The sequence below is a fragment of the Methanospirillum hungatei JF-1 genome, assembly GCF_000013445.1.
GTDB classification, from domain to species: Archaea; Halobacteriota; Methanomicrobia; order Methanomicrobiales; family Methanospirillaceae; genus Methanospirillum; species Methanospirillum hungatei.
The window spans coordinates 3,218,386-3,243,615 of record NC_007796.1 but is presented as its reverse complement, the minus strand read 5'-3'; the positions used below and the strand labels follow the sequence as shown (position 1 = coordinate 3,243,615).

Genomic DNA, 25,230 nt, shown 5'->3' with positions numbered 1-25,230 from the left:
GTTTTCCATGACTGAGAATTCAGGTCAGGATGCACTGACCCTGATCGAAGATATGATTGAGAAAGGGGGAGATATTCCAAAAGATCTCCCCGGTTCTTTGGAGGAACAGGAGAAACTCAAACGAATTCTTGGAAAGATACATGAGATGCATTCTTTTATCTCCCGTATGTCTGAAGGGGATCTGGACGCAAAGCTCTCTTTTCGGGGCTATATCGCGGGTCCCTTGAAGGCTCTTCAGTCATCACTCCGCCACCTTACCTGGCAGGCAAAGATGATTGCAGAGGGGGATCTCTCTCAAAGGGTTGATTTCATGGGAGATTTCTCTCTTTCCTTTAACCGGATGGTAGCAAATCTTGCTGATAACCGGGACCAGCTGATCAGCCGGAAGGAAGAGCTCGAACGGTCATATGCTGCCCTCTCCCAGGCAAATAACAAGCTCAATATCCTCTCTTCCATTACAAGGCATGATATTCTCAATCATGTGATGGTGATTGTGAATTACTGTTTCCTGCTCAAGGAAGTGATTACAGATCCGAAGCTGAAGAAACAACTAGAGGCGATTGAGTTCAGCGGGAAGGAGATCCAGCATCTGATCGAGTTTACGAGGAGTTACCAGGATCTCGGGGTTCTTGAACCTATGTGGCAGCGTATCCCGGTAATTTTTACAAATCCTACCATATCAGGTCTTGTAAAGGATATCTCCGTGCAACTCCCGGACCAGTGTTATGAGATATTTGCCGACCAGATGCTGGTCAAGGTGATGTATAACCTTGTGGAGAACTCGATCCGTCATGGTGGCGGAGTGACTGAAATCCGGATCTCCTATGTGGATGAACAGTCTCTTCTCCGGATTATCTACGAGGACAATGGATCCGGGATCTCAGCAGATGAGAAAGAGAAGGTCTTCAAACGGGGATATGGAAAGAATACCGGTCTTGGTCTCTTCCTTATCAGGGAGATCCTCTCTATCACCGATATCAGTATAAAAGAGACCGGGACACCGGGTAAAGGGGTCAGATTTGAGATGACTGTGCCGGAGAAGTATTTCAGGAGATGTTGATCCTGAGCTACTCCTGCCGAATTGTGATAATTCCCGGAAAGAAGATCAGCGATGCCGAGTTTATGCAGTACCGCATCCCCGTGGGTGGTGGCCCGTCATCAAAGACATGCCCCAGGTGAGCATCACAAAGACCACAGAGAACTTCGGTTCTTTCCATTCCATAACCTGAGTCCTTCCTGGTCCTGATGTTCATGGCTGACACCGGTCCTGAAAAACTCGGCCACCCGGTCCCTGAATCAAATTTATCCACTGACGAGAAGAGGTCTGTCCCACAACAGGCACACCGGTAGAGACCGGCTATCTTGGTTGCGTAAAATGCCCCGGTGAACGCCGGTTCTGTCCCTCCTTTCCTCGCAACATCAAAGACGGGTTTATCAAGTATTTGGCTCCATTCTTCGTCGGTTCTGATGACCTTTTTGAGTTCCCGAACGGTTCCGGTGTCAGCATGATAGATAGGGATGAGGTCAGAAGATGGCATATGATGTAATAGGGTGATAAAATGGATAAAATGATATTATCTGAAGTCCATCGGAGCCGCGGTCATTTGTATGTTAATAAGAAAGAACGGGGGTTTCAGACCAAAATTTACATCTCCCCTGAATATCTCTCAACCATTTTTCCCGTCACCTGGTACCATCTCTGCCAAAAATCACTCACCATGATAACAGATATTTCACGACCGGTATGCATCGAATCGATATTCCATCATGTTCGATAACATCTTCATAATCGTTCGTAAGCAAAATGGATTCAGGATTATCATCTCCCTGAAGCGGTATGATAAACCTGGCTAATTCACGTGAAGGTATCTCCCTGACTGAAATGTCATCATACCAGACCTGAATCCGCCGCCTGATATGCATCCCTTCTTTTACGATGAAATCTATCTCGTTTCCATTTTTCGAGAAGTACACTTCCTCATACTGTTGCCTGAGAAAACAGGCGATGACATTTTCGACCTGCCATCCGGTGTCTTCGGAAAATGAGAATGCAACCCGATTACGAAGTCCATTGTCGATTGCATAAGGTTTGAATCCTGATCGCATGGAATGTTTTAATGAATACGAGAAGCTGGTTATCTGAAAGAGTAGGTAACTTTCCAAAAGTGCAGAGATATATGATTCTGTTTTATCCTGTGATATGGAAAAATTCTTTTTTAGTTTAGAGATATTTGTGGGCCGTGCTACCTGTGTCAGCAGATAGACCGCGAGATTTCGAAGACTTGTCACATCCCGGATCTCATACCTGGATACGATGTCCCGATAGAGTATATCGTCAAAGTAACTCTTCAGGAGGATCTTCTTCTCATTCTCCGTTTTTTTGAGTGTCACTTCTGGAAAGCCACCATACATGAGATATTCATGGAATAAATTTCGTATTGTGGTTTTTTTATTGAAATAATCCAGTTCTGTTCGAACATCCACATCGTTGAACCGTAGATATTCGATAAATGAAAGGGGGAAGACCTCAAAAGTGACGTTCCTCCCGGTTAGTTTCGTTCCGATCTCACGGGAAAGGATGGATGCTGAAGAGCCGGTTACAAAAAACTTGATGTCTTCTGTATCCTGCCTCCCCCGAACCCATGATTCCCAGTCGGTCACCTGTTGTATCTCATCAAGAAAAACCCAGCATTTCCCTTCCGGATATACCCTTTCCCGATACGTCCGATAGATATCTTCGAGAAGGGTGATGGAATACTCTGAAGCAAAGAGTGGCTCTTCCAGATTAACCCGGAGGACAGCAGTAGGAAGGATCCCTGTTTTTAAGAGCTCCTGAATAACCTGGTTCATGAGTGTGGATTTTCCGGAGTGACGTATTCCTTTCAGAACCAGTACTTCTTTGGATTGAACTTGTGCACAGCAGGCAGGGAGCAGATCCCTGGGAATGCCCGCATCAATAGCCCCTGATATCCAGAACGGGTTATATGCAGATAATATTTCAAGGATTTTTGATGAGTTCACGAAGGTCACCGATATATCGGTTAAGTATTTGGGTTACCTCCCGATTATCTCTTCATACACTTTGTCAATCATATACTTCGTAACCTGCTCTTTGAACTCCTCACTCTCAAAAAATTTATTCACGATCTTCTCGTTATTCTCCATTTCTTTCTGGCATCTGAAATTACATTCCTGACTGCCTGCAGCAGGTGATACCGGGGAAAGATGATTCGTTCGGTGACGTGTTTCTTCCCTTCCCTGGTCTTCTCCTCTTTCTGCAGGTGAATGAACCGGGCAAGGATGTCAAGCAGGCGTCCCGTGCCAGGATCTCTTCCCAGAGGTATGTGGTTTTGTAGTTGGTCCCGTTCGGGGGGTTTCCTTTTCATCCGTCGTTCCCTTTATTGAACGGGATGAACCGGGTATGAGGACCGTCAAGACGGGTTGTCATTCAGACTTCTTCCGGGTCGGCGGCGAAGTGAACAAAGGTCCTCTTCTTAAACTGGAATATGAGTTCTTATGGATCCCGGTCCTCCTGATACTGGTAGATGGCATCTGCGTAGGACTACCCGATCATGGGGTTTTTGAGTTCAATGGTGATGACAGGGATAGCATTGATGAGGATTGTAATGTCAAGGGAGTTCTCGTTCTTCTCCGAGTAATGGAGCTGGCGGATGATGGTGAGTCGGTTTGCTTCATAGAGCCGTGTGATATCGGCGTTTAAGGAACTCGCCGGTGCAAAGGAGGCTGTCCTGAATGTTCTTCCGTAACTTTTGAATTCCTGGCGGAGGACCTTCAGGCATCCGTCATAGTCAGAGTTCAGGGCCTTGGAGAGGTCATCGATGATCCGTGAGCCATTGTTCCGAGCTGAGATTCAAGGTAATTCCAGTCTTTGGGCTGGGTGTCTTTGATGAAGGCGATGACTTCTCCGGGGTCAAGGGCGAGGGAGCGGTCAAAGGTTTCCGGATCTCCTTTCTGGTATCCATGAGCGAGGAGATGGTCTTCGATTGCAGCTTCGAATGCTTTTTCGGTATATTGCCTGGAACTTATGTTTTTACCCTGATTCACCGGTTACGTTTGACAGTACATGAAAAGGGAGTTTCTGAGCATGAGGAAAAAGAGGGGTAGTCAGGGGTTGCGCATAACTCATCAAGATTCTCATTGAGGTAATTCCATCTTTTAATAGAAAATGAACATTTCAAAGAAAAAGCGATAATAAGCAGGCAATAGAAACCATAAGATTAGTCCGGGGAAGATGCGTCCAAACAACTAACCCGGACCAGAAAATTACAATGGTAGTACGATCACAAATCGTACATACCTTTCTCGTGTGGGCATGTGCCCGCTCGGGTCTGGTAGAAAAGAGTTTGTTAATCGCGGATATTATCATTATTGGTCAACATGTTGGCTTCTGGTAATATCTGCTTACCCTCTTTTTTACCCTCTTCTTCTGTCAGGGGTTCAAACCTGATGCTGAGATCTATGGGATTTGTTTTGAGAACTTTACGTGCTATGTATCTTTATTGATGGAATTTACTCGCAATTTGTTTCTACCACCGGGTTCCCATTCCCATCCTCTGCAACCAGATCAACGGGAGAAGTCCCCGGCTGATTGCTCCCGGGTTACGTTCTCAAGGGCCATCCCGATGGTCTCGCTTAGGATGTCGATATTCTCCTCAAGTCAGGTAGTAAAGTCAAGGGCTTCGTGTTTCCAGACCTCCCGGAGTGGGACTCTGGTGATACGACCTATCATGCGGTGGCCTCGAATACTTTCTCTGTATGTTGGATCATCTCACCCACCTGATTACCCGATTATTGTATCCTTTTTATCTCTCTCAGATATTCTTCGCTATCTCGACCGGAGATGGTTTTCCCCATAGCCTGCTCGATGATGGTGAGTAATTCTCCTGCCCGGTGTTCGATAAATCCGGCAAAATCATCAGATCGAATCTTTCCGGGATCGATCAGATGAGAAAGAAAAATCTCATCAAGGCGGTCAGGACTGATCTTCTCCTGTTTCTGGATTGACTCAATGTAGGTACTGGGCTTATACCCCCCGATAACCCGGTTTGTCCTGCTGGAAAGAGGGGCTTTGTTAATAACCGAGTTCCAGAGTTCCCGGCGGTATTTCTGTTTTTCACAGTATGCTTTTGGAAATATGTGGTGGATATCGATTGCCTGGTCAAAGTAGGTCTGGATGTCTACCGGATCCCCATTGACAAAGTCACAACCTCCTTTCTTCATAAGAAGGGCCATGAGTCCTTTGTATGCCGCACTAAGCCTACTCTGCAGCGTTAGGAGTCGAAGCGGGCTGAAATTTGCATCCCGAATTGTAGCCGGAATCTCTCCCCCGTTGAGCCAGGAGAGAACGCCGGTAATATCAAGGGCATACCTGGTTTCATTTGCACCGCCATAGAGTTCTCCAAGCACTCCACACCAGTACCATTGCATGATCTTCGACTTTATCGTATCATTCTGCAGTTTTTGTCCAAGAAATGCACAAATTGCAGATAAGGGGATCATCTGGGTCTGGTAAGGGATGGTCTTGATATCAAAGATCTTCTCTTTTGCCAGGAGTTGTGCTGCATCTTTCAGTCCTTTAATAATCAGGATTGAGTTCTCCTGGTATTCAGAAAGGGAGAGGTTGAGAACGTCCTTGCGTTTACAGCTGACAGCTGAATTTGTACTCTGTTGCTTCTGATAACTTGTCAGGAGGGTTATTGCGGTGAGGTAGGATGATTCGTCCACTCCTTTCAATGCGGGGATATCATACAGGGTTTTCTTTTTTGATTCCCAGTCGTCACGGAGATGGAAGTTGTCTGAAGCGAAGGTGGCCGTTAGGAGTTCAAAGACAGATAATGACACTCCCCCGGTGTTTACCGCCTCAAAGACCTGACACACCGCCTCTTTCGGGGTCTCCTTCGTCAGTCTGATGACCGGTACTTTGTACTGTTGGAACGGAAGCCAGATCTCCATATTAAACTGGTCAATGAGTTGAGTCTTTGTCTGCTCATGCTGGTGATGAAGTTTATACCCGTTTGTCCATTCCATATGAGCAGCTGGATCGAATATCGCTGGGAGTGGATACATTCCCTGCTCATATTCATGTTCCCGGGTGCTCAGGTCAAGATCAATCCTCCTGCCAAAATCACTTGTGAGTTTTTTCGTCTCCGGTATGGAGACAACCGCATCAAACCGGTCTTCTGTTGGATCCAGACATTTGGCGATATCAAGATAATAATAGCGGAATATCTCCTGTTTCTTTTCAGTCTGGGTTTTTACCGGCCCTTTCGAGAATAGGGAGAGGTACATGGAGGTGAGCCGTTGTTGTCCGTCTAGAACGAGGACTTCCGGTTGTTTGCCTTTCGCTTCGTCTGCTCCCTCAAAGTGTCGTGGGCGGAATCTGACGTTCTCGCCCACTGCCATCGTCATGACTGCACCGATAGGGAAGGAACGCGATACGCTGGCAATCAGGGAACGGATATGATTATCATCCCAGACCCAACCCCGCTGGAAATCAGGAAGCTGGGCTTTTCCGGTGTGAATGTGAGTAAGAAGTTCTAATAATGCGGGTTCTGCGGTTTCGAACGTGGATACGTGGGGTGTCATGATTGGGCCTCTGAACGAGTGGGTATGGTTTCACGGACATCGATCTTTGCGGTTACAGCGGCGGAGATGAGAGCGGAATGATATTCTTGGAGTAATACTTTTGATTCGAAAATTTTATTCTGAATTTTTGATAAATTTTGAATAAAGGTCTCGATTGTTTCAACAATTTTTATCTGTTCTTGGATAGGTGGCATAGGTATTACCCACGATAATATGTGCTCTTGAGAGATCTTTACCATTGATTGACTTGAACCTCTCGCGTCTCGAGTAATTTGATGCCGGCCAGATTTGCTTAACCAGTAAAAACTAACATATTTTTTATCCATTATTTTCTCATCACCAGTAATTCGATAAATCAAATCACAAAGAAGTAGTTTTTCTCGGATATCATGAATTACACAAGTATCACCGACTAAAGCAGGAGTATTATTGCATCACGGGGATTCACTCGATGAAAATGCGTAAGCATTGGGTTATTTATCTCTTTCCTTCTTCTCACAATGCCTGAATATCAGCCTCAATCTTCTTAAGATCACTCTCGATCTCCTCTAACGACCGGGGAGGCGTGTCCTCATAGAAATATCGATTAAAATTAATAACGTACCCAATCTTTGTCTTACTCTCATCAACCCATGCGTCCCGAACATGCGGCAACACCTCGGGCCATATTCAGGATACGTATCTATCTCACAGAACTTCTGGACGATCAGGTAGAGCCGGTTGTTCTTCTCAAGTTTTCCGTTGCGCTCCTCAAACCCGAAATGTTCAATGAAATCCTGAGCCTGATTTGAGAATCCCTTGATATTGTTGAGAAGATTTTTTCATACAATACTAAATCCCTCACCCCTTAGTCGGACTCTCGTAATTCCCGCGTCATCAATCCCGGGTCAGATCCTAATACCAGAATGAAACTCTGTCATACGTGTAATAAACTGAATAATATCACCTCTATCTCCAAATCAATCTCAATTATCCGATATACACGTCGCATAATTCAGGTTCACCATGGTGACCAAATAATTCATCCAAAAATCCCATTTCGGTATCTATTAATAGATGCCGGATGGATCTTGTTCCCCCATTAGGGATTGAAAATCGTAAAATCAACCCAAATGGAACTGTTCCAAAAAAGGAGCATGGTACAATGAATACGAAAAAACGAGATCTCTCCCTGATCTTCCGGGCACCGCTCTCAGAGGATCAGCTACAGGAAAAGAAAACCAGCTATAATCAGAAGAAGAATGAATCCCCCAACCATGAAAAAGCCGGCCAGCTCATCACAGATGGGGTTCTTTCTATCTTTCCTTTTGGACAGCAAAAAAGCCTCCTGTCCCAAAAAATCGCGACTCTTCCTACACAACATGGCCCCGGCGAGGGAAGAAAACCTGACCACCTGGACAAGGGCCTGCTTACAAGGGCTTTGAATAGTACGTTCAAATCTCCAGAAAGGATTTGCACCCGGATATGTACCTCTCTTGATCTCTTCGGATCGCATCCAAATCAGCACATTCACCAGGGCAGAGGGATGATCCATGTCTGATACCCCTGATTACTCAACCTGCCGGACAACCCCTCACGCAGCTCGCCGGCTTCTTCAGGAGCTGGGATATACCGCAGTCAGGGTCGTAACCCCAACCCTCCCGATTGACATCATTGCATGGAAAAACCGGCAGGAGATCCTCTTAATCAAGGTAAAATCCCTGAGACGCCCGCTCAAAAAAGATCGTCTCGTAAGCGAGATGAACCCGCTCTTTCAGATGGCAGCATCAGGCACCTGTCCGGGAACTATCCAGCTCTGGATCAGGCAGGCTGCCGTCTGGGACCGGTACCATGTCATGGCCGGTGGATTTGCAGCAATAAAGGAGGGAGTTCATGGCATTTGATCGGAGATCAGAGATCCTGCGAACCCTTCACCTCATCTCCTCCCCTGGCAGAGTGGTGGAAGTCAGAATTATTACGAACGACGGCATCGGTTCAGGATATTTCGACGACTTTGAAAAACTCGCTGATCAGGTCTGTATCCTGGACGACAACCCTCAGATCCGGGGTATTTACATCACCTTAAACGAAGTAAACCCGGCACTCCTTGCCAGGCGTGCGAACCGGATCATAATACGGCTCTCAAAAAAAGATGCCACAACCGCCGACAAAGACATCATAAGAAGGCACTGGTTCCCTATTGACATCGATCCGGTCCGCCCCTCCGGTGTCTCATCATCAGACGAGGAACACCGGTATGCTCTTGCAAAGGCTAAGGAGATATCTGCATATCTTCATTCAGTCGGGTGGCCTGAACCGATCATCGCCGATTCAGGAAACGGAGCTCATCTTTTATACCGAATCGATCTCCCCAATGATGATGCTGCGACAGATATTATCAAGAAATCTCTGAATGCACTCTCTGCCCGGTTCTCTGATGATATCTGCACCATCGATACCGCGAACTACAATGCTGCCCGGATATGGAAACTCTACGGCACCATGACACGGAAAGGGGATAACACCCCACCCCGTTCACACCGGGTCGCTTTCCTGACAGAAGAATCATCATCCCTGTCACTGACCGGTTGTGACCATCTTGCAACCCTAGCCTCCCTGTACCCGTCCGAACCAGGACACCAACCATCAGAGAAGTGCCTCTCAAAATGCCAGAATGATACCCCGGTTGACCTTGCCACCTGGCTTTCCAGGCATGAGATCGGATACATGCAGAAACCATACGGAAACGGCACCCTCTTTATCCTTGATCAGTGCCCGTTCTCCGATGCTCACCAGGACGGGGCATATGCCATACAATTTGAATCAGGAGCCATCTTTGCCGGATGTCATCACAATAGTTGTGGCGGTGGAATGCAGCGGTGGAAAGACCTGAAACAGAAATATGAAGGCAAACCTGATTTAGAAGACCGGCTTTCAAGGATGCATAAAGACAATGCCCGGAGACGGTATCGTGCTGAACAGGACGGTCTGACAATGCAGAGATCAGAGAGGCCTGATGGAGCAGACCCAGCTGATCCTGGACTATCAGAGATATCCAATCTTTCCATGCCCCGTCACCAGAAGAAGAAGCCCAAAAAATCAGGCATACAACAAGAAACTCCCACTGGCTCTGATAATGAGGAAAGCCCGGAAATAACCCGTAAAGCAGAAGAGATCCTCAGAAAAGGAAATCCGGTCCGGTATATGCGTGATACCTTTGCTCTGGATCATGTCGGGGATCAGGTTGTTGCAGAATGCCTCATCCTCTCACTCGCCTCCCGGATAGTCATCAACTCAAAAGGACTTCATGTCTCAATCACCGGAGATTCAGGAAAAGGAAAATCGCATGCCATCGACACCATGCTGGCCCAGGTTCCTGAAGAGTTCCGTTTATCAGGCCGGATAAGTGACAAGGCGCTCTTTTATTCACAGGATTTAAAACCAGGGACCGTCATCGCCCTTGATGATGTCTCCCTCTCTGAGCAGATGCAGGAGATCTTAAAAGGAGTCATCACCTCGTTTCTTAAGCCCTTCAGGTACCGGACCGTCACAAAAGACAGAAACGGAATCACCTGTACCATCCCCGAGCGATGTGTCTGGTGGGTCGCAAAGGTTGAAGGAGTCGGAGATGATCAGATCTTCAACCGGATGCTCACCGTCTGGATAGACGACAGTGAAGAGCAGGATAAGAAAGTGCTGGAACGGACACTTCGGGAGGCGGCTCAGATACCGACCGCAGTCTCATCGGTCAGGGAAGAGATCCTGGTAATCAGGCAGATGTGGCGGATGGTTGAGGAAACCTTTGTTATCATCCCCTATGCAGAACAGATAGAGTTTCAGTCTGCAGCAAACCGGCGAAATCCTGACATGCTCCTTGATCTCATCAAGACAAATGCCGCTCTCATGCAGTTTCAGCGGGAGAGAAGAACCATTGAGGGAACGGAGTACATCATCGCAACCCTGGATGATTTCAACCAGGCCGTCAGACTATACAATGCCCTGAACGGAGACACCGGCGGGCAGATAACAAAGCTTACCCGCAATGAAGCATCCCTCATTGATGCCATCCGGACGTTAAACCAGGAAGAGCTCACCGTCCTTGACATCCAGCGGGTGACCGGATGGACCAATTCTGCCATATCAAAACTTCTGAACGGGTATGCATCACGGGGACACCTGTATTCAGGCCTCCTGCAGAAATGTCCGGCTCTCTCATTCTATGATCGGTCGGTCACTGTTGGAGATGTCGGCAAGACCACCCACCGGAGAAGTAAGGTGTACGTCTGGGACAACTCCCTGTATCTCGCTTGGGTGAAGGGTGGAGCAGTATCACTACGCCAGCAGGATGAAGACCACCATGATACCACCACTCCGCCCGATGATCCAGAGGATGATTTCAGAAATTTTTCTGCAGAGAGCAACCGGTTTTCTGCACCTGCAGAAAATGAACGGACTTCAGATCTCTCTCAGAATAGTACATGTACACATATACTTAGAGATAGAGAATCATTTTCTGAAACAGGCACATTCACAGAAGAGGCTGCAGATGTCAGGATCAGCACTGGTAATCATGAGTGTGAATCCCTGTGTCCGGACCGGGCTGCAGAAAACGAATCCCTGCTTTCATCAAATCAACCCTCTTTATCCAATCAGGGCAACCAAAACGGGCGGATCACTGCAGAAAATAGCAGAAAACATGCAGAAAAGATTGCTGCAACCATCAAACCGGATGACTACCTCCGCATCGAAGGGTGGCCGGAGAAAAGACCCTGTCATCTCTGTGGACGATCCTATGTCCAGTACCGGAAACGGTCTCTTAAGGAGAATGAAGAGCCAGCATTTCTCTGTGCAGATTGTTACAACAAAGCGGTCAGCAGATATGTTGCATCCATTATACCCCTTCCCGGTCTCATCAGCACTGATCAGATGGTCAGACTGAATGCCGGTGCAGGAAAGTGTCATGTCTGTAATACAAACCCGCTGGTCTGGTATGATCATGCATCCCATCTTGGCCTCTGTGATGCCTGTTATCTTCGGGAGCAGTCGAAAAAGTCTGAAGGAGGTAGTTCATGTACCCCATGAACCGGCCATCCACCGGGATCTGTTCCATGAAAGGATGTCCGCACCTCCTCTGGGAACGGTATCTGATACGGGGAGATCCACAAAAGCCGGCACGACGAAGAATCTGTGAACTGGCCGGACACACCCCCTCATATCTTGACCGGTGCCCCCTCGAGAACGGGGGGAAGATATGAACCCGTTTCCAGTCAGGACGGTCCGAACGACCCGGAAAGCTCCCTTTGAGCGGTGTGGGAGAATGTTCCTGGATGGTGATCTCCTCCGGATAGGTATTGATGGCAAGGGATGCTCTGCCATTAGCATCGATGAAACATGGGTAGTCCTGCTTGGCCTCGGAGAAAGTCCGGTCACTGGCCCTGATGGTGAGATCTCCGGTTCTGCATGGCTGTCAGAGAGTGGAAAGGGGTTTTACTTTGTCATCGGAAGCAGCGTGTACTCGACCCCGGTCCAGCGGGTAAAGATGGTCCTCTCTGGAAAACACAAAAAAGCACCCGTGTTTGAGAAAATTCCCATAACCGGATGTGAAGAGTTTCCCTCCCAGTCAACACCTGTGCCTGATCGGATGGAATCATAAGGAGACAGGGCTGATCCTCCTCTTTCCGATAATTTTTCAGATGCAGATCCCGACTGATGATACCAGGACTGTTGTATGTTCACCGAAATGTTTCTCTCCATGGGTATTCTCTAAATCAAAGCGTAATTACTGCTCAAATACGACAATCGTCTGCTTTCTTTTATCTCTGCCCTTTCAACCTGATAGTGCCGGAGTGCACACGGCAGGGGAATCGAACATGGCAGATTTTGTCTCAAAATCAGTAGTGAAAAGTGCAGAGCGGGAACTCGCAACCCCTCTTGCAGGAAAGGCAGTCTTAAACACCATCGTCGGAAATATTCTCGCCGACAATCCATGGGGATGCACTCCCTATACATCAGGGGGAGAGACATTTCCGGCAGTGGCAAAGAGCTCTGAATACTATTCAGGGACAGTCATTTATGAAAATAACGATGGAAAGCAGGTCGGAAGGATATCGGTCCGGTCACCGGCATCAGGTGCCTTTGACACCATCATCGCAACCATTCTGGCAGACAATACAATCGAGACCGCCATGGGTGGAACACCATCACATGATAGCTCTGAAGATGGCTATAGTATCACGCTCAAATGTCATGCAGCAAACGGAGAACTCTACAATGTCACTTTTAAGCGGGACAAAGTGAGCATCTCAAGTTATGAATCTGACAGCATCCTGACTACCGTCGAGACCTGGGCAGATACGGTCAGTGAACTGGCCTGATACCCCATTTTTTGGAGATCGGATGAACAAGGTTCTGGTCACTCTGGGAGTATTGTTCCTCGTCATACCCTGTGGACTGACACAAGCGGATTCTATCTCATCATCAATCGTCTGTTCAGGAGCAACCTGGGTCTCGTCTTCGGTGATCAGTGATGCCCGGTCGTATGCAACATCCCTGTTTACTTCCGACCTCGCAGTGGTAAACCGCACCCTCAATATCGGAGAGGCGATAACTGCACTCGTATCCGGCAGATCAACCGGGCCGATGGGGATAGATGAGTATACCGGTCAGGCACACAATCAGACCACACGGGATCCCACCTGCCTGTTTACTGATCTGAATCAAAAACCCGGTCGTCAGGATGATATCTCAACGCATGGCCTCTTTATCAGTGGTGATTATCTCTCACACCGGATCCTGTCCGATAAAACGGTTGCAGGTTCAGTCGTAAACGGAAGCGGGATCCTTCTTTTGAAGGCTCATTCGGATGATGAAAACCGCACGGTTTCACATGCTTCAGATATTGCAGGGTCTATGAATGTTACCGAGGAGATTGTCTTCGGGGAGGAAGCGTATGATTGAATTGGTTCTGGCTGCAGAATGTGCAATTACATCGATAATCAATGTCCTATGTACTGTCCTGCTCTGGATGAAGTGTGCAGATCAGGCAGGGATCATCTCACTGGTCAGGACTGATGAGGATGGGAATGTAACCGTCAGGTATCCTTTCCTTTCACGGGGGAAGTAAGATGCATTGGGCAGATACCCATCCCCCCGGATATTTCCGGGCAGAGAGGGACTGGCTCTCTCCTCCTGACGATGGGGATGATGATTACCAGGAGGTGATGGATTTTGAGACAATAGCAGGCTGATGAACCAGGTTATCCGGTTAGGTGGTATTGTCTGAAGTTCATCTTTCGGCTATCTTCACACCCGGCCCATTTTTCCATCATCATTTCAGAATGTTCATGCTTTTCTGTCGCATACCTGTTTTTATACGATTCTATGAATACATCTGTCCCTGCAGGCCCGGATCCAAAAGAGAACGGTGCAATATTTTTAGGTTGGCTCAAAAAACGTGGCGGATTACGCGGTGTGGTGGATTGTGAGCGAAAATGTAAAGAGAACGGATTTGAAGCAAAACGGTTTATAAAAGACATGGGGGGAAGAAAGAATTGCCCTCTATCTGTCACGGGGAAACAAGGTCATTGTATTGAAGGATAAGGTTTGGGCTGATCAATGGATGATACACTATGATCTTGAAGTGCCACATCACAGGCATTGGATTGATCTGTAAAAATTATTATTAATTGAGATCATTTTTTTACACTTCCTTCTCCAATGATATTCAAAGGTGGTGTCATGTGATACCAATTACTCAGGAGGGGATGAATACCATGTCAGAGAGAACATTGCCGGAATTACCCGAAAATCTTGAGGAATTTTTGGACATCCCATATGGGGGGTTATTTGGGAATTCAGCGCTGGCACAGATTGTTGAAGAGATTGTTGCCGATCCAACCATCCATTATCGCCCGAAATATCTTGAAGAGTTAACGGGAAGAAAACCAAAGACGGTAAGAGATGCGTTACAAAAACTGGTCCAACTCGGGTTAATAGAGAATGTGTCAAAAGATTCTCACCATCCGGTATATCGGGTAGTGGTAGAGTCGAAAAAGTTCATAGCATTATCACTCCTGGCATATGCACTGCTGGATGACCGGGATAAAACCCGGTGTATGGACACTGCAATCCTGGATTATTATCATAAAAACCTGGAGAACCAGGATAAACCATTGGCACATGCAACAGCATCTCCTGAAATGTGGGGAATTACGGCAGACGGTAAACCACATAAACACGGGTTTGTAGTTGCAGAAGGAGTGTAGCATTGATGAAAACAAGTGAGAAAAATAATCCCGGGACTCTTGATCTTCATGAATTATATGCATATAAACCGGAAGATCTGAGTCTGGATATTACCCATACCTCATACTCAAACATGGCATATGTTCAGGTCTCTTATCGGGATGTGTCAATTGATTTTCTTGAAATGCCTGGAGTAAGAAGTGAAGGTAAAAATATTGTCAAAGGGTCAAGGGTATATATGTCTCATGCAGCGGCTCAGAAATTAGCCGAATCATTATCCAAACTCCTTGATAAAGTTCATTCAGACGGTGAGATGGAAACATATACTCCGGTTTCAGATCATACTCAATCAAATAGTCCAGCAACTAAAAAATCAAAATAAATCGGTATAATACGTTATCATAGGATCAAAGGCTTCATTTTTAGCATTTTCCAATCATTGTTCCCTCCCTTCACCTTTCTTCCCTCGAATCCCGACGAGAAGAGCCTATTATAAATTTTTATTTTTCATTTTTCACAAAATATTTATTAAGAATTATAAATATATGGACATCTGTTATTCTACATAACGGGGGGCTTTTCTATGACATACAAAACCGTACGTGATACACCATATCTCATACTGCTTATTCTGGGCATATTCCTTCTTTGTCCATGCATTGCGGCTGGTTCAGAGATCATCTCACCGGTCGTATTTGAATCCGGATATCACAATATGACTGAAGATAGGAGTGGAGTATCGGCAAATGAGACAATTCAGGCTGATTCACTCACGCCGCCGGTCGCCTTATTCTCATTAAGTCAGTCAACCGGCCCGGTTCCTCTGACCGTTCAGTTTACCGATCATTCCACCGGAAACCCGACACTCTGGGGATGGTACTTCGGTGATGGCGGAACCTCCAATGAACAGAACCCTGAACATACCTATTCTGCACCGGGGGTGTATCCGGTCGGTTTCCTCGTCTCCAACAGTGCCGGATATAATAAGACATTTGTTCCCGGGCTGATACAGGCACAAAACCCACTTCCAACTCCTGCTCCGGTCCCGACACCGGGCACCTATCCGCCGGCTGCATCATTCATAGGATCACCAACTACCGGATCGGTCCCACTCACGGTTCTCTTCATCGATACCTCTGCAGACAAACCTACATCATGGGCATGGTACTTCGGTGATGGCAGTTATTCACCCCGGCAGCATCCCTATCATACCTACACCCGTCCGGGGATATATCCGGTATCACTCACCGCTTCGAATGCAGGAGGATCTGATACCTTCATCGCAGAGAGTTATATCGTTGCATCCACCCCGGTCCCGACCCCGACACCACGACCAACGATTAGGCCGCCTTGTCCTCTCGTCCTCTCTCAGTCAGCAGCAGTGACTGATCCGGCCTTACCGGTTGCGAAGTTCAGTGCAGAGATCATTGACGCATCTGATATCACCATTATACAGTTTCTTGATGAATCTCTCGGAGATCCTACCTTCCGTCTCTGGTACTTCGATGATGGCAGCTATTCAACTGATATGAATCCGGTCTATACCTATACGAGGCCGGGAACATACCAGGTATCCCTGATGGTCGTCAATGATGCCGGTTCCAGTTCGGTTTCAGGAAAGGTTGAGGTAGGGAATAAGATCGGTACAGGGGGTACCGGAAATCTGACTCGAACTCCCTTTTTGAAAACCACTCCTCTCTCACCAGAGTTTGCAGAGATAGTTGCACAGGATCCAAAATCCTGGGCCTGGTTCTTTGAAGAATGGAATACATCAGCAGGGAATGTCCCTCACATAAATCTGACTCCCGGTGGGGTATCTCAATCTGGGGATTTCGGGAAACATGCAGAAGAGAGTATGGCTCTCAAAGAGGGGATAATCAAGGCTGGCTTTGGTGGATTGTAAAGAGTGGGAATGAGGTAATCCAGCGTGTGATAGGTAAAAAAATCTCGCTTCCGGATTTTAATTTTGAATATCGTTCGTCAGCAGGACCCAACGGGAAAAAGATAGTGCCCGACTCCTGAAGCCGGGTCCTGTTGTCGCATACAGGGGGCAAAAGTGAAATTTTCTGAAGAATGAAAGGATTTTTCGCAACCCCCATTCAGATCGTCATATTAGTTAATATGGGTATACACATGTAATTGTTTACTGTTCTTATAAGAGTGAATGAGCAGGTGACCGGTTAAAATTCCCTGAAAGAACATCCTAGAGAGACGTACTGTGATGTAATCGAGAGGCTGATAAATATGACTGTCGATGATGAACCCCTCTCTGATGAAACCTTGAAAGGAATTGAGGAAGGTTTAGCAGACCTCGAAGCAGGAAGAGTGAGACCCCTCATGGATATTGCTAAAGAAATGGGTATTTGATGAGTTATACCGTCCTCTTTTCAAACAGACCCAAGAGATCAACCGGAATATTGAGAGATCAAAACTAGCCAATAAAGCTATCATGGCTGTTGCAAACGAGATAAAGAATGGTAATATCAATGCAACCATCAATACCTCGGAGCACGAAGGGGAATTTTTCGTAACGGTCCAGAGTGTCAATGATCTAATCAGAGCCTTTGTTCATCCTCTTCAGGAGGCCATGAATATTGTCAATAAGTATGCTACCGGTAATTTTACCGCCCGATATGATACGAAGGCGCAGGTGAAGGGTGACTTTGAAAAATTCAAGATTGCCCTGGATAACAGTGGAATGAGTGTATCTGACGCAATCAACGGCGTTAAGGGAGAGGTTGAGACATTACAGGCGTTGATGGAAGAGACCAATGCCAGTGCAACCGAGGTCTCCAGTACAACCACTATGCTTGCACAGAACTCCTCATCGGTAAGCGGGCTTGCAGAGCGGAGCAGCAGGAGTATTACTCAGGTCCTCTCGGCCATGGATGATCTCTCAAAAGCAGTCGGAGCTGTTGCCGCTGCTGCAGAGGAGGCATCAGGAAAAGCCATGGAGACTGTGCAGTTATCAGAAAAAGGGCTGAAACTTGCAGGAGAAGCCGAGCGAGGAATGAATGGAATCATGGTCTCATTTGAAGATACGGGGAGCAATATACAGGACATCAATAACCAGATGGAAGAGATAGGAAAGATAGTAGGCATTATCACCGGGATTTCAGAGCAGACCGGTCTTCTCGCACTGAATGCGGCCATTGAAGCAGCCCGGGCTGGAGAAGCCGGATTGGGATTTGCAGTCGTAGCTGATGAGGTCAAATCACTTGCACAGGAGTCACAAAAGTCAGCAGAAAATATTGCCACTATTATAGGAAACCTCCAGAAAAAGTCACAGATCGTTTCAGATTCCATGACAAAATCACTGCATGAGGTGAAATCAGGGAACGAGGCAGTCAGGGAGACATTACGAGTGTTTAATGAGATTGTAGCCGCTATTAATCTCATTTATGAACAACTGGCAGAAGGAGCCAGTGCCTCAGAGGAACAGGCTGCAACAGTGCAGGAGATAACCGCAATTGTCAATGAGATTGAAAACATGGTTCGGCAAACCGCAAAAGAAGCGGTGGATTCTGCTGCAGCAACAGAAGAAGTAACCGCCTCAATAGATCAGATATCCAGGGCAATTTCAGAAGCAACTCTAGCAATTCAACGAATAGCAACCGGGATGGGACACTTTACAGTGGCATAAAAATAAACTGATATAAGAACTAAGAAAAATTGAGTATATTGATACATGGTTGCATTGTCGCACAGTTGTGATCTGTTCCTGACTGGATATGAGGCTCTGCCGAATGGCATCGTCATAACCGATCCAAATCTCTTATTATTGTTTTTTAATCAATCATTCCGGGAGATGTTCCATCTGGATGATAGTTACCTTAATAATCATCTTATTGAATTATTGCCAAAATTTATTGACCTGAATATCGAACCAGAGTCGTTCCTTGAACTGGTAGAAAGGATCAAAGATAATCCGCATCTTGAGTTCTCTCAAAAATTCTCATGTCTTACAGGAGATAAATGGCTGGAAACAAAATCTCTTCTAGGCAAAAATGATGAAATAATGGGAAGAATCTGGATAATATCAGATATTTCCAAAAATATTCAAACCACTGCAACTTTAGAAGATGAAGAGGGATTATTTAAAACAATTTTCAATCTCGCACCGGAAGGCATTGCTATTAGTGATCTAACCAACGGCCAGTTTTTTGAAGTAAATAAGCAATTTACAGATCACTGGGGGTATACAAGGGATGAAGTGATTGGAAAGAGTGCAATCGATCTTGATTTCTGGGTAGATCTGAATCAGAGACAAAACATCGTTGATTTGATGAAAAAAGACGGGTCTTTCAGCATGATTCCGGTGAAAATGAGGGGGAAGGATAAGAAAGTAAAAGATATTCTTATCTCCGGCGTAATGATCACCATTAATCACCGGCCATACATGCTTACAATCCCCCTGGATATCACAGATATTCTTGCATATGAAGAGAAGATCTGGTCCCTTGCATCTTTCATTGAATTAAATCCGAATCCTATCTTTGAAATGAATGGGGATGGCAACATTACCTTTCATAATACAGCGACAACTTCGGTTATTCGAAAACTTACCAATACTGCGGATATTTCTCTCTTCATTCCCGGAGGTCTTGATGAGATTCTCAACGCTGTTAAAAACGGAGATGAGATATCATTTCATCGGGAAATAACAATCTCCGGGAGATTTTTCCATGAATATATCTATATCACAAAGGTGTATCGGACTGCCCGTGTGTATGTGACTGACATCACGGAGAGAAAGCTGGCAGAACAAGAACTCATACGTAAAAATGAGGAACTTGGAACAGCATATGAAGAGATTCTCTCTGTTGAAGAAGAGCTCAGGCAGAATTATGACAAACTCATCATTCAGGAACAGACACTTTTTGAAAATGAGAAGAAACTTCGCATGATTGTGGATCATATCCCAGGTATTGTGGTGACAACTGATACCAACATGGTGGTGAAAAGCATCTATGGAGAAGGTCTGATCAACCTGGGGCTGAGTTCAAATGAGAGAGTCGGACAAAAAATCGGGGAGGTCTTTCATCAGGCTGATAATGCATTCCTTGAAGCGTATTCCCAGGCTCTTATGGGAATTGTCACAACCATGGAAGTTTCATATAAAAACCGGAGGTATGTGCTGTTCACCTCCCCGCTGCGGGATGTTACAGATTCGATAACCGGGGCTATCGGGGTTGCTATAGATATTACTAACCAGAAGAAAATGGAAGAAGAAAGAAAAAGACTTCTTCTCCAGTTAGAACACAACCTTGTAGAACTGGCCCTGCTGAATGACAAAATCAGAAACCCGCTCACGGTAATTTCCTCACTTGTTGAGATGCATGCACCAGAGATCGAAGAGTCTGTTATCGCCTGTGTTCAGGATATCGATAATATTATTACCAATCTCGATAAAAGATGGGCAGAATCAGAAAAAACTATGAGATTTTTACAGAAACATTATGGCATCGGGGCCCATCTGACCTGAAATCTCATCCCTCTTTCCAGGCATTCCGGCCATCTGGTGAAAGAAGGGAACGGAAAAATACTATCTATTCCAAAACTATGTTTACCAAAGAACGAAACGAACAAACAGGAGCACCTACCCTCCCGCCTCCTCCTCTGAATAACCTGCAAGGTCCGGTGCTGGACAACCCATCTGATCTGACCCTTGCAACCGTGATCCTGATCGTCTTTGGCATATTCATGCTCCTCTTCGGCCTGCTCATGTTCCTGATTCAGGCCGGACTCCTCCCCTTTAATCCGGACAGCACCTTTGGATTACTCCTTGTCCTGCTCTCAATTCAGATGATAACGCTTGGGAAAACTCCGTTCGGGACCTTCCGCCGTACCTGGATAGTCATCATCCTGGGATTCTCAACCGCCATTATCGGAACCGGTGCCTGTTTTATTCCAGGATTTCTGGCCGGAATAATCCCTCAACTGGTCGGGTGCATCATGATATCCGGCGGAGTTATGCTCTTTTTTAATCTCCTCTTCTCTGAAGGAAGGGCAAGACAGTGGATCAGAATTCCGGGTGTATTACAGCACCTGACCGTTGCATGTGGGTTTGTATACCTGACAGTGATTTTATTCGGCTTTGTGGTTCTCTTCCCCAGGTTTCTGCCAGATATCTTTACCGGTCTCCTCATGCTGGTCATGAGTGCCGGTCTTTTCTATCTCGCATGGTGTATCCAGACACTATCACTGCAATACCCCATGAAAGAACGAGATCCAGAAACATCGGAGGATAAGGGCACATCAGGTATTGTCTGGTTTCTCCTGCACCATGAAGCCTCCCTTTCTGTACCGGTCTCATTCATCCTTCTTCTCGGGATTATTTTCATTGAATGTGCGATTATTCTCATTCCATCTGGTAAGGGGTATTACCTGTTCTCCCGTGACGGCCAGTTTGGCCTGCTTATGGTCATCATGGCAGTTCAGGTACTGGCCCTTGGAAAAACTCCCTTTGGTGTATACAAACGTTCCTGGTTCCTGATCTGTATCGGAATCCTCATCGCCCTTCTTGGTATGTACTCCTGCATCGTCCCCGGATTATTGGGCGGCCGGATGCTCTTAATCCTGGGATTCTGGAATCTTCTCACCGGGAGCACCGGTCTTACAAAGATAGTCATTCCGGTTCTGCAATCGCATCGCTCCTCTCCGAATACGCAGGTCTCCCTGTCAAAGAGTAAGAAAAAACTGCTTTGGATCGTCATAATCCTGCACCTTCTGACCATCGGATTTGGGATGAACCTGATCCTCCCAGGAATTATCCCGTCAATAGTAGTTCTTGCGAATCTCTTCATACTCGGGTTTCTCATGATACATCTGGCATCCATGCTGAGAACGATCCCACTACCCCTGTGAGCGGATCGAATATTATAAACCGAGTTACAAAAAAGTATTTCATATCACACGCCTGTCTCTTCTGATGTTGGGCATGGTTATGAAATGAGGATTATTATGACAGATGAAATCAACATTACCTCCCTTTTCGGGGCTGTTGGAGATGATAAAGCGTTCCGTGACCGGTATGGTGATCAGATCGGTGTCGGTATGGCTGCAGTCATCTATGCACGAAATGGAATCGCGGCAAAGGTATTTCGGGAAAATCAACCCCCACATCAGGCTTTTCTGGAAGCATACACCATGGCGGTCATCAATGAACTCAATATCCCCGCTCCCAAGGTCTATGGGGTTGAGACCTTCTGTAACCGGACGGTCCTGCTTATGGATCAGGTTAGGGGAATCTCTCTTTTAGACGTCATGCTTGAAGATCGGAATAGAATACCGGAGTGCATGGATACCGTTGTCAAGCTTCAGGCCGCGTTACATAAAGTAGAGTTTTCAGGGTTTTTGCCGTTGAAAGTGATGCAGAAGAGAATGATTGGGGCAAGTCCGGGTCTGACCCCTGATGAGAAAGAAAAACTTCTTAAGATTCTTGATTCACTCCCTGACGGTAATTTCCTCTGTCATGGTGATTTCCACGGGGGGAATATCCTCTGTGAGGGGGAATCATGTATGATTATCGACTGGGCTGAAGTCTCCTGTGGGGATCCGGCTGCTGATGCATGTCGGAGTTACATGGATTATTCCATCTCCGGTCAGGGATTTGAAGAACTCTATCTTGAGAAGTACTGTGCTATAACGGGCAGAAGGAGGGAGGATATCCTTGCATGGCTTCAGGTCGTTGCCGGTGCTGTATACGGGTATCTCTCACCAGAAGCGCAAAAAGCAGTCCGGCCTTTGTTCTGATCTGTAGAGTATTTCTGGATGTATCAATACCGGGTTCAGATCTGATGTGGTTTTTGAAAATCCCTGGAGGAAAATATACTATATGATAAATATAACCTGCACCATATTGTCAGTATAATAATGGCAGTGTAAATCTTAGGCTGCTTGCTGCTTGTGTACAGGAAGGGGAATACATGGTAATGAAAGTAAGACACTGGCTTGACAATGCTACGATAGGGCAGAAGATCATTCTTATCTGCCTAATACTGGTCATCGTTCCGACGATCACCCTCGGGTATGTCGCATATAGTAGTGCTGAAGTCACGATTAAGAATGATATCCGGATGAGTCTTGAGATGCAGACCGCGGATATCACTGAAGAGACGAAGACGGTCTATGACCTGACACAGGTCAAGGTGAACAGTGATCTCAATGTTCTTCGCCAGCTCTTTTACGAAAAAGGAAAACCTTCCATCGTGAATGGGGAGCTCATCCTTGGTTCTTCGTATCGCGTGAATAATAATTTTGAGATAGTTGATGAGGTTCAGGAGCTTCTTGGCGGAGCTGCAACGGTATTCCAGAAGAAAGGAAATCAGGCAATTCGTATCTCAACCAATGTCATCGGTGAGGATGGAAAGCGGGCAGTCGGTACACCCGTCTCTGATGCGGTGTATGATGCGGTCATTAACAAAGGGCAGACCTATTATGGGACTGCAAATGTTGTCGGAAAGAAGTATATTACCGCCTATGAACCCATAAAGGACGCTTCAGGAGATATCATCGGTATCCTCTTTGTGGGAGTTGAAGAGGCCAATACTATCGGGCTTTTACAGGATCAGATCCGGGAGAAGAAGATCGGTGAACATGGGTACATGTATATCCTGGACAGCACCGGAAAACTCCTCCTTCACCCCTCTCTTGAAGGTCAGGATATGACCTCGTATGACTTTGTCAAGAAAATAATTGCAGAAAAGACAGGGTATCAGGAATATCCCTGGCAGGGCACACAAAAGATCGCTGCATATGATTATTTTGAGCCATTTGACTGGATCATTGTTGCCAGCAGCGACCTCTCCGATTTTACCGGTCCACTCGATACCATCCGAAACACTATCATTCTGGTCGTCATTCTTGGTATCATTGCCGGCACTCTGGTATCTGTTGCCTTTGGCCGGTCAATATCCCGCAGAATGGATGAACTGGTCCAGGTTGCCCATCGGGTCCAGCATGGGGATCTCTCGGTGAGCATTGCCGAATCACAGAGCAGGGATGAAATATCTGTATTAGGAAAGGCCTTTGCAGAGGTGGTATCAACCTTCCAGCTCTTCAGGGATGAGGTCAGGGCGCTGAGTTCTGCCGCATCGGCCGGAAACCTGAATGTCAGGGGGGATGTCAGTAAGTTCCAGGGAGATTATGCGGTTATTATTGACGGGGTGAACGAGACAGTTGATGCCATGGTCGTTCCACTGCAGGAAGCTATGCGTCTGTGTGGAAGATATGCTTCCGGGGACTTCCAGGCACGGATGAATCCGGATATACATCTGGAAGGGGAATTCATTGAATTCAGGGATGCCCTGAACACCATCGGCGTGGATCTCTCCCGTGCGCTGTCCGCCGTCCGGGATCATATGGATATCATGTCCGGGCAAGTCAATGAGATCACGGAGAAGGTGAATATCGTCACCCATGAGACCGGCATGGCTCACAAAAGCATCGAAGATGTATCTGATGGAGTCAGCCAGGTTGCACGGATTGCATCCGCCGTCAATGATCTTGCAGATAAGAGTGGCATGAACACCCAGCAGATTCTTGCTGCCATGCAGGACCTTGCCACCACCGTCTCATCAGTTGCAGCAAAGATGGAACAGGTGTCTGTACTTACGAACACCGCAGCAGAACTCTCTGAAAATGGGAAGAAAGCAGCCGGTGAGGCAGAGAGCGGGATGAAGGATATTATGCAGGCATCTTCTGCAATCAATGAGATGAACCAGGAGATCAGCCAGCAGATGGAGGAGATAGGCCGTATCGTGGATATCATCAGTTCCATTGCAGAAGAGACCAACCTCCTGGCCCTCAACGCTGCAATCGAGGCTGCACGGGCCGGAGAAGCCGGTCTTGGGTTTGCTGTTGTGGCATCTGAAGTTAAGGAACTGGCAAACGAATCCCAAAAGTCTGCAGAACATATTGCAGGCATCATATCCGGACTTCAGAAAAAATCAGGGGCCATGGATGCAGCGGTAAAGAAGTCCCTGACCGAGATTGAGAGCGGAAATGTTGCTGTCAATGAAACTCTCAATATCTTTAATGAGATCGTGACTTCCATCTCGGTAATCAACTCCAATATGAGCGAGGTCGCTGCTGCCAGTGAGGAGCAGGCCGCTTCTGTAGAAGAAGTCACGGCAACCGTCAATGAATTCAGTGACATGGTGACCCAGACCGCAAAAGAGTCTATCGGACTTGCCGCTGCCAGTGAAGAGTCATCTGCAGCTGTGGATCAGATTACCCACATGGTCTCCCAGGTAAACTCTTCCATGGAAGAGATCCATGCGGTTACTGATCAGGCCCATGAGACGGTGAAGCGTATCCATGAGGAGATGAACCAGTTTAAGGTCTGATCCCTCTCGTCTTTTTTCGTCTCCTAAACATCTATGAATTCTGGTGGCTAAC

General features: G+C 46.7%; 28 protein-coding genes. 20 read left to right on the top strand and 8 right to left on the bottom strand.

Annotated features, from left to right (window positions below; all coding sequences use genetic code 11):
• Positions 1–7: 7 nt before the first annotated feature.
• Positions 8–1,060, top strand: coding sequence for a sensor histidine kinase (locus tag MHUN_RS17870; protein ID WP_011449906.1), 1,053 nt, complete (start codon positions 8–10; stop codon positions 1,058–1,060).
• Between the two features lie 7 nt (positions 1,061–1,067).
• Here the strand turns inward: MHUN_RS17870 and msrB are convergent, their stop codons facing one another.
• The 8 genes from msrB to MHUN_RS19090 form a co-directional block, all read right to left on the bottom strand.
• On the bottom strand, positions 1,068–1,538 hold the full coding sequence (gene msrB / locus MHUN_RS15490) for a peptide-methionine (R)-S-oxide reductase MsrB (RefSeq protein WP_011449905.1): 471 nt from the start codon (positions 1,536–1,538) through the stop codon (positions 1,068–1,070).
• Positions 1,539–1,713: 175 nt separating this feature from the next.
• A complete protein-coding gene (locus MHUN_RS15485; RefSeq protein WP_011449904.1) occupies positions 1,714–3,021 on the bottom strand; it encodes an ATP-binding protein in 1,308 nt (435 codons plus the stop codon).
• Positions 3,022–3,140: 119 nt separating this feature from the next.
• Entirely contained in the window at positions 3,141–3,386 is a 246-nt protein-coding gene (locus MHUN_RS15480) for a hypothetical protein (RefSeq protein WP_048067609.1), read from the bottom strand.
• Positions 3,387–3,562: 176 nt separating this feature from the next.
• Positions 3,563–3,673 (bottom strand): type I restriction endonuclease, encoded by a 111-nt coding sequence (locus MHUN_RS20115; protein WP_394296020.1) that lies wholly within the window; start codon positions 3,671–3,673, stop codon positions 3,563–3,565.
• Positions 3,674–3,816: 143 nt separating this feature from the next.
• Entirely contained in the window at positions 3,817–4,065 is a 249-nt protein-coding gene (locus tag MHUN_RS19305; protein WP_048067607.1) for a hypothetical protein, read from the bottom strand.
• A 744-nt stretch (positions 4,066–4,809) separates the two neighbouring features.
• The gene (locus MHUN_RS15465; RefSeq protein WP_011449903.1) at positions 4,810–6,606 is read right to left on the bottom strand and encodes a GmrSD restriction endonuclease domain-containing protein; all 1,797 of its coding nucleotides are present in this window, start codon (positions 6,604–6,606) and stop codon (positions 4,810–4,812) included.
• Complete coding sequence (locus MHUN_RS15460; protein WP_048067606.1) at positions 6,603–6,932, bottom strand: restriction endonuclease subunit S; 330 nt, start codon at positions 6,930–6,932, stop codon at positions 6,603–6,605. The genes MHUN_RS15465 and MHUN_RS15460 overlap by 4 nt, the downstream gene beginning before the upstream one ends.
• A gap of 169 nt (positions 6,933–7,101) precedes the next feature.
• Entirely contained in the window at positions 7,102–7,260 is a 159-nt protein-coding gene (locus MHUN_RS19090; protein ID WP_158498242.1) for a hypothetical protein, read from the bottom strand.
• Between the two features lie 409 nt (positions 7,261–7,669).
• On the opposite strand from MHUN_RS19090, the gene MHUN_RS15455 reads away from it, so the two are divergent.
• The 19 genes from MHUN_RS15455 to MHUN_RS17855 all read left to right on the top strand — a co-directional run bounded on the left by MHUN_RS15455 (position 7,670) and on the right by MHUN_RS17855 (position 25,178).
• Entirely contained in the window at positions 7,670–8,146 is a 477-nt protein-coding gene (locus MHUN_RS15455) for a hypothetical protein (protein ID WP_011449902.1), read from the top strand.
• A complete protein-coding gene (locus MHUN_RS15450) occupies positions 8,139–8,489 on the top strand; it encodes a hypothetical protein (protein ID WP_011449901.1) in 351 nt (116 codons plus the stop codon). Before MHUN_RS15455 ends, MHUN_RS15450 begins: the two co-directional genes overlap by 8 nt.
• A complete protein-coding gene (locus MHUN_RS15445) occupies positions 8,479–11,667 on the top strand; it encodes a hypothetical protein (RefSeq protein WP_011449900.1) in 3,189 nt (1,062 codons plus the stop codon). The genes MHUN_RS15450 and MHUN_RS15445 overlap by 11 nt, the downstream gene beginning before the upstream one ends.
• A complete protein-coding gene (locus tag MHUN_RS18800) occupies positions 11,664–11,840 on the top strand; it encodes a hypothetical protein (RefSeq protein WP_204222983.1) in 177 nt (58 codons plus the stop codon). Before MHUN_RS15445 ends, MHUN_RS18800 begins: the two co-directional genes overlap by 4 nt.
• Complete coding sequence (locus tag MHUN_RS15440; protein ID WP_011449899.1) at positions 11,837–12,238, top strand: hypothetical protein; 402 nt, start codon at positions 11,837–11,839, stop codon at positions 12,236–12,238. Before MHUN_RS18800 ends, MHUN_RS15440 begins: the two co-directional genes overlap by 4 nt.
• Positions 12,239–12,455: 217 nt before the next feature.
• On the top strand, positions 12,456–12,959 hold the full coding sequence (locus MHUN_RS15435) for a hypothetical protein (protein ID WP_011449898.1): 504 nt from the start codon (positions 12,456–12,458) through the stop codon (positions 12,957–12,959).
• 22 nt (positions 12,960–12,981) lie between these two features.
• The gene (locus tag MHUN_RS15430) at positions 12,982–13,542 is read left to right on the top strand and encodes a hypothetical protein (RefSeq protein WP_011449897.1); all 561 of its coding nucleotides are present in this window, start codon (positions 12,982–12,984) and stop codon (positions 13,540–13,542) included.
• Positions 13,535–13,708, top strand: a complete 174-nt coding sequence (locus MHUN_RS19085; RefSeq protein ID WP_158498241.1) for a hypothetical protein — start codon at positions 13,535–13,537, stop codon at positions 13,706–13,708. Before MHUN_RS15430 ends, MHUN_RS19085 begins: the two co-directional genes overlap by 8 nt.
• Position 13,709: 1 nt before the next feature.
• Complete coding sequence (locus tag MHUN_RS19830) at positions 13,710–13,832, top strand: hypothetical protein (RefSeq protein WP_275039193.1); 123 nt, start codon at positions 13,710–13,712, stop codon at positions 13,830–13,832.
• Positions 13,833–13,965: 133 nt separating this feature from the next.
• Positions 13,966–14,184 carry a hypothetical protein gene (locus MHUN_RS15425; RefSeq protein ID WP_239441538.1) on the top strand — a complete coding sequence of 73 codons (219 nt, stop codon included), beginning with the start codon at positions 13,966–13,968 and terminating at the stop codon, positions 14,182–14,184.
• 140 nt (positions 14,185–14,324) lie between these two features.
• A complete protein-coding gene (locus MHUN_RS15420; protein WP_204222981.1) occupies positions 14,325–14,849 on the top strand; it encodes a hypothetical protein in 525 nt (174 codons plus the stop codon).
• Between the two features lie 5 nt (positions 14,850–14,854).
• Positions 14,855–15,211 (top strand): DUF3467 domain-containing protein, encoded by a 357-nt coding sequence (locus tag MHUN_RS15415; RefSeq protein ID WP_011449895.1) that lies wholly within the window; start codon positions 14,855–14,857, stop codon positions 15,209–15,211.
• Positions 15,212–15,412: 201 nt separating this feature from the next.
• Positions 15,413–16,732 carry a PKD domain-containing protein gene (locus MHUN_RS17865; RefSeq protein ID WP_011449894.1) on the top strand — a complete coding sequence of 440 codons (1,320 nt, stop codon included), beginning with the start codon at positions 15,413–15,415 and terminating at the stop codon, positions 16,730–16,732.
• Positions 16,733–17,073: 341 nt separating this feature from the next.
• Positions 17,074–17,196: a hypothetical protein gene (locus MHUN_RS19825; RefSeq protein ID WP_275039192.1), complete on the top strand. Its 123-nt coding sequence runs from the start codon at positions 17,074–17,076 to the stop codon at positions 17,194–17,196.
• 82 nt (positions 17,197–17,278) lie between these two features.
• Positions 17,279–18,472 (top strand): methyl-accepting chemotaxis protein, encoded by a 1,194-nt coding sequence (locus MHUN_RS15405; protein WP_083758516.1) that lies wholly within the window; start codon positions 17,279–17,281, stop codon positions 18,470–18,472.
• Between the two features lie 45 nt (positions 18,473–18,517).
• Positions 18,518–20,314 (top strand): PAS domain-containing protein, encoded by a 1,797-nt coding sequence (locus MHUN_RS15400; protein ID WP_011449892.1) that lies wholly within the window; start codon positions 18,518–18,520, stop codon positions 20,312–20,314.
• Between the two features lie 77 nt (positions 20,315–20,391).
• Positions 20,392–21,696 carry a hypothetical protein gene (locus MHUN_RS19300; protein ID WP_011449891.1) on the top strand — a complete coding sequence of 435 codons (1,305 nt, stop codon included), beginning with the start codon at positions 20,392–20,394 and terminating at the stop codon, positions 21,694–21,696.
• A 96-nt stretch (positions 21,697–21,792) separates the two neighbouring features.
• On the top strand, positions 21,793–22,584 hold the full coding sequence (locus MHUN_RS15390; RefSeq protein WP_011449890.1) for a phosphotransferase family protein: 792 nt from the start codon (positions 21,793–21,795) through the stop codon (positions 22,582–22,584).
• A gap of 173 nt (positions 22,585–22,757) precedes the next feature.
• Entirely contained in the window at positions 22,758–25,178 is a 2,421-nt protein-coding gene (locus tag MHUN_RS17855; protein ID WP_011449889.1) for a methyl-accepting chemotaxis protein, read from the top strand.
• The last annotated feature ends 52 nt before the right edge of the window (positions 25,179–25,230 follow it).

What these genes read in the sequence shown, in the direction of transcription:
- MHUN_RS17870 (WP_011449906.1), top strand. Translation starts at nt 8, where the DNA reads ATGACTGAGAATTCAGGTCAGGATGCACTGACCCTGATCGAAGATATG.
- msrB (WP_011449905.1), bottom strand. Translation starts at nt 1,538, where the DNA reads ATGCCATCTTCTGACCTCATCCCTATCTATCATGCTGACACCGGAACC.
- MHUN_RS15480 (WP_048067609.1), bottom strand. Translation starts at nt 3,386, where the DNA reads ATGAAAAGGAAACCCCCCGAACGGGACCAACTACAAAACCACATACCT.
- MHUN_RS15465 (WP_011449903.1), bottom strand. Translation starts at nt 6,606, where the DNA reads ATGACACCCCACGTATCCACGTTCGAAACCGCAGAACCCGCATTATTA.
- MHUN_RS15460 (WP_048067606.1), bottom strand. Translation starts at nt 6,932, where the DNA reads ATGGATAAAAAATATGTTAGTTTTTACTGGTTAAGCAAATCTGGCCGG.
- MHUN_RS15455 (WP_011449902.1), top strand. Translation starts at nt 7,670, where the DNA reads ATGGATCTTGTTCCCCCATTAGGGATTGAAAATCGTAAAATCAACCCA.
- MHUN_RS15450 (WP_011449901.1), top strand. Translation starts at nt 8,139, where the DNA reads ATGTCTGATACCCCTGATTACTCAACCTGCCGGACAACCCCTCACGCA.
- MHUN_RS15445 (WP_011449900.1), top strand. Translation starts at nt 8,479, where the DNA reads ATGGCATTTGATCGGAGATCAGAGATCCTGCGAACCCTTCACCTCATC.
- MHUN_RS18800 (WP_204222983.1), top strand. Translation starts at nt 11,664, where the DNA reads ATGAACCGGCCATCCACCGGGATCTGTTCCATGAAAGGATGTCCGCAC.
- MHUN_RS15440 (WP_011449899.1), top strand. Translation starts at nt 11,837, where the DNA reads ATGAACCCGTTTCCAGTCAGGACGGTCCGAACGACCCGGAAAGCTCCC.
- MHUN_RS15435 (WP_011449898.1), top strand. Translation starts at nt 12,456, where the DNA reads ATGGCAGATTTTGTCTCAAAATCAGTAGTGAAAAGTGCAGAGCGGGAA.
- MHUN_RS15430 (WP_011449897.1), top strand. Translation starts at nt 12,982, where the DNA reads ATGAACAAGGTTCTGGTCACTCTGGGAGTATTGTTCCTCGTCATACCC.
- MHUN_RS19085 (WP_158498241.1), top strand. Translation starts at nt 13,535, where the DNA reads ATGATTGAATTGGTTCTGGCTGCAGAATGTGCAATTACATCGATAATC.
- MHUN_RS19830 (WP_275039193.1), top strand. Translation starts at nt 13,710, where the DNA reads ATGCATTGGGCAGATACCCATCCCCCCGGATATTTCCGGGCAGAGAGG.
- MHUN_RS15425 (WP_239441538.1), top strand. Translation starts at nt 13,966, where the DNA reads ATGAATACATCTGTCCCTGCAGGCCCGGATCCAAAAGAGAACGGTGCA.
- MHUN_RS15415 (WP_011449895.1), top strand. Translation starts at nt 14,855, where the DNA reads ATGAAAACAAGTGAGAAAAATAATCCCGGGACTCTTGATCTTCATGAA.
- MHUN_RS17865 (WP_011449894.1), top strand. Translation starts at nt 15,413, where the DNA reads ATGACATACAAAACCGTACGTGATACACCATATCTCATACTGCTTATT.
- MHUN_RS19825 (WP_275039192.1), top strand. Translation starts at nt 17,074, where the DNA reads ATGACTGTCGATGATGAACCCCTCTCTGATGAAACCTTGAAAGGAATT.
- MHUN_RS15405 (WP_083758516.1), top strand. Translation starts at nt 17,279, where the DNA reads ATGGCTGTTGCAAACGAGATAAAGAATGGTAATATCAATGCAACCATC.
- MHUN_RS15400 (WP_011449892.1), top strand. Translation starts at nt 18,518, where the DNA reads ATGGTTGCATTGTCGCACAGTTGTGATCTGTTCCTGACTGGATATGAG.
- MHUN_RS19300 (WP_011449891.1), top strand. Translation starts at nt 20,392, where the DNA reads ATGTTTACCAAAGAACGAAACGAACAAACAGGAGCACCTACCCTCCCG.
- MHUN_RS15390 (WP_011449890.1), top strand. Translation starts at nt 21,793, where the DNA reads ATGACAGATGAAATCAACATTACCTCCCTTTTCGGGGCTGTTGGAGAT.
- MHUN_RS17855 (WP_011449889.1), top strand. Translation starts at nt 22,758, where the DNA reads ATGGTAATGAAAGTAAGACACTGGCTTGACAATGCTACGATAGGGCAG.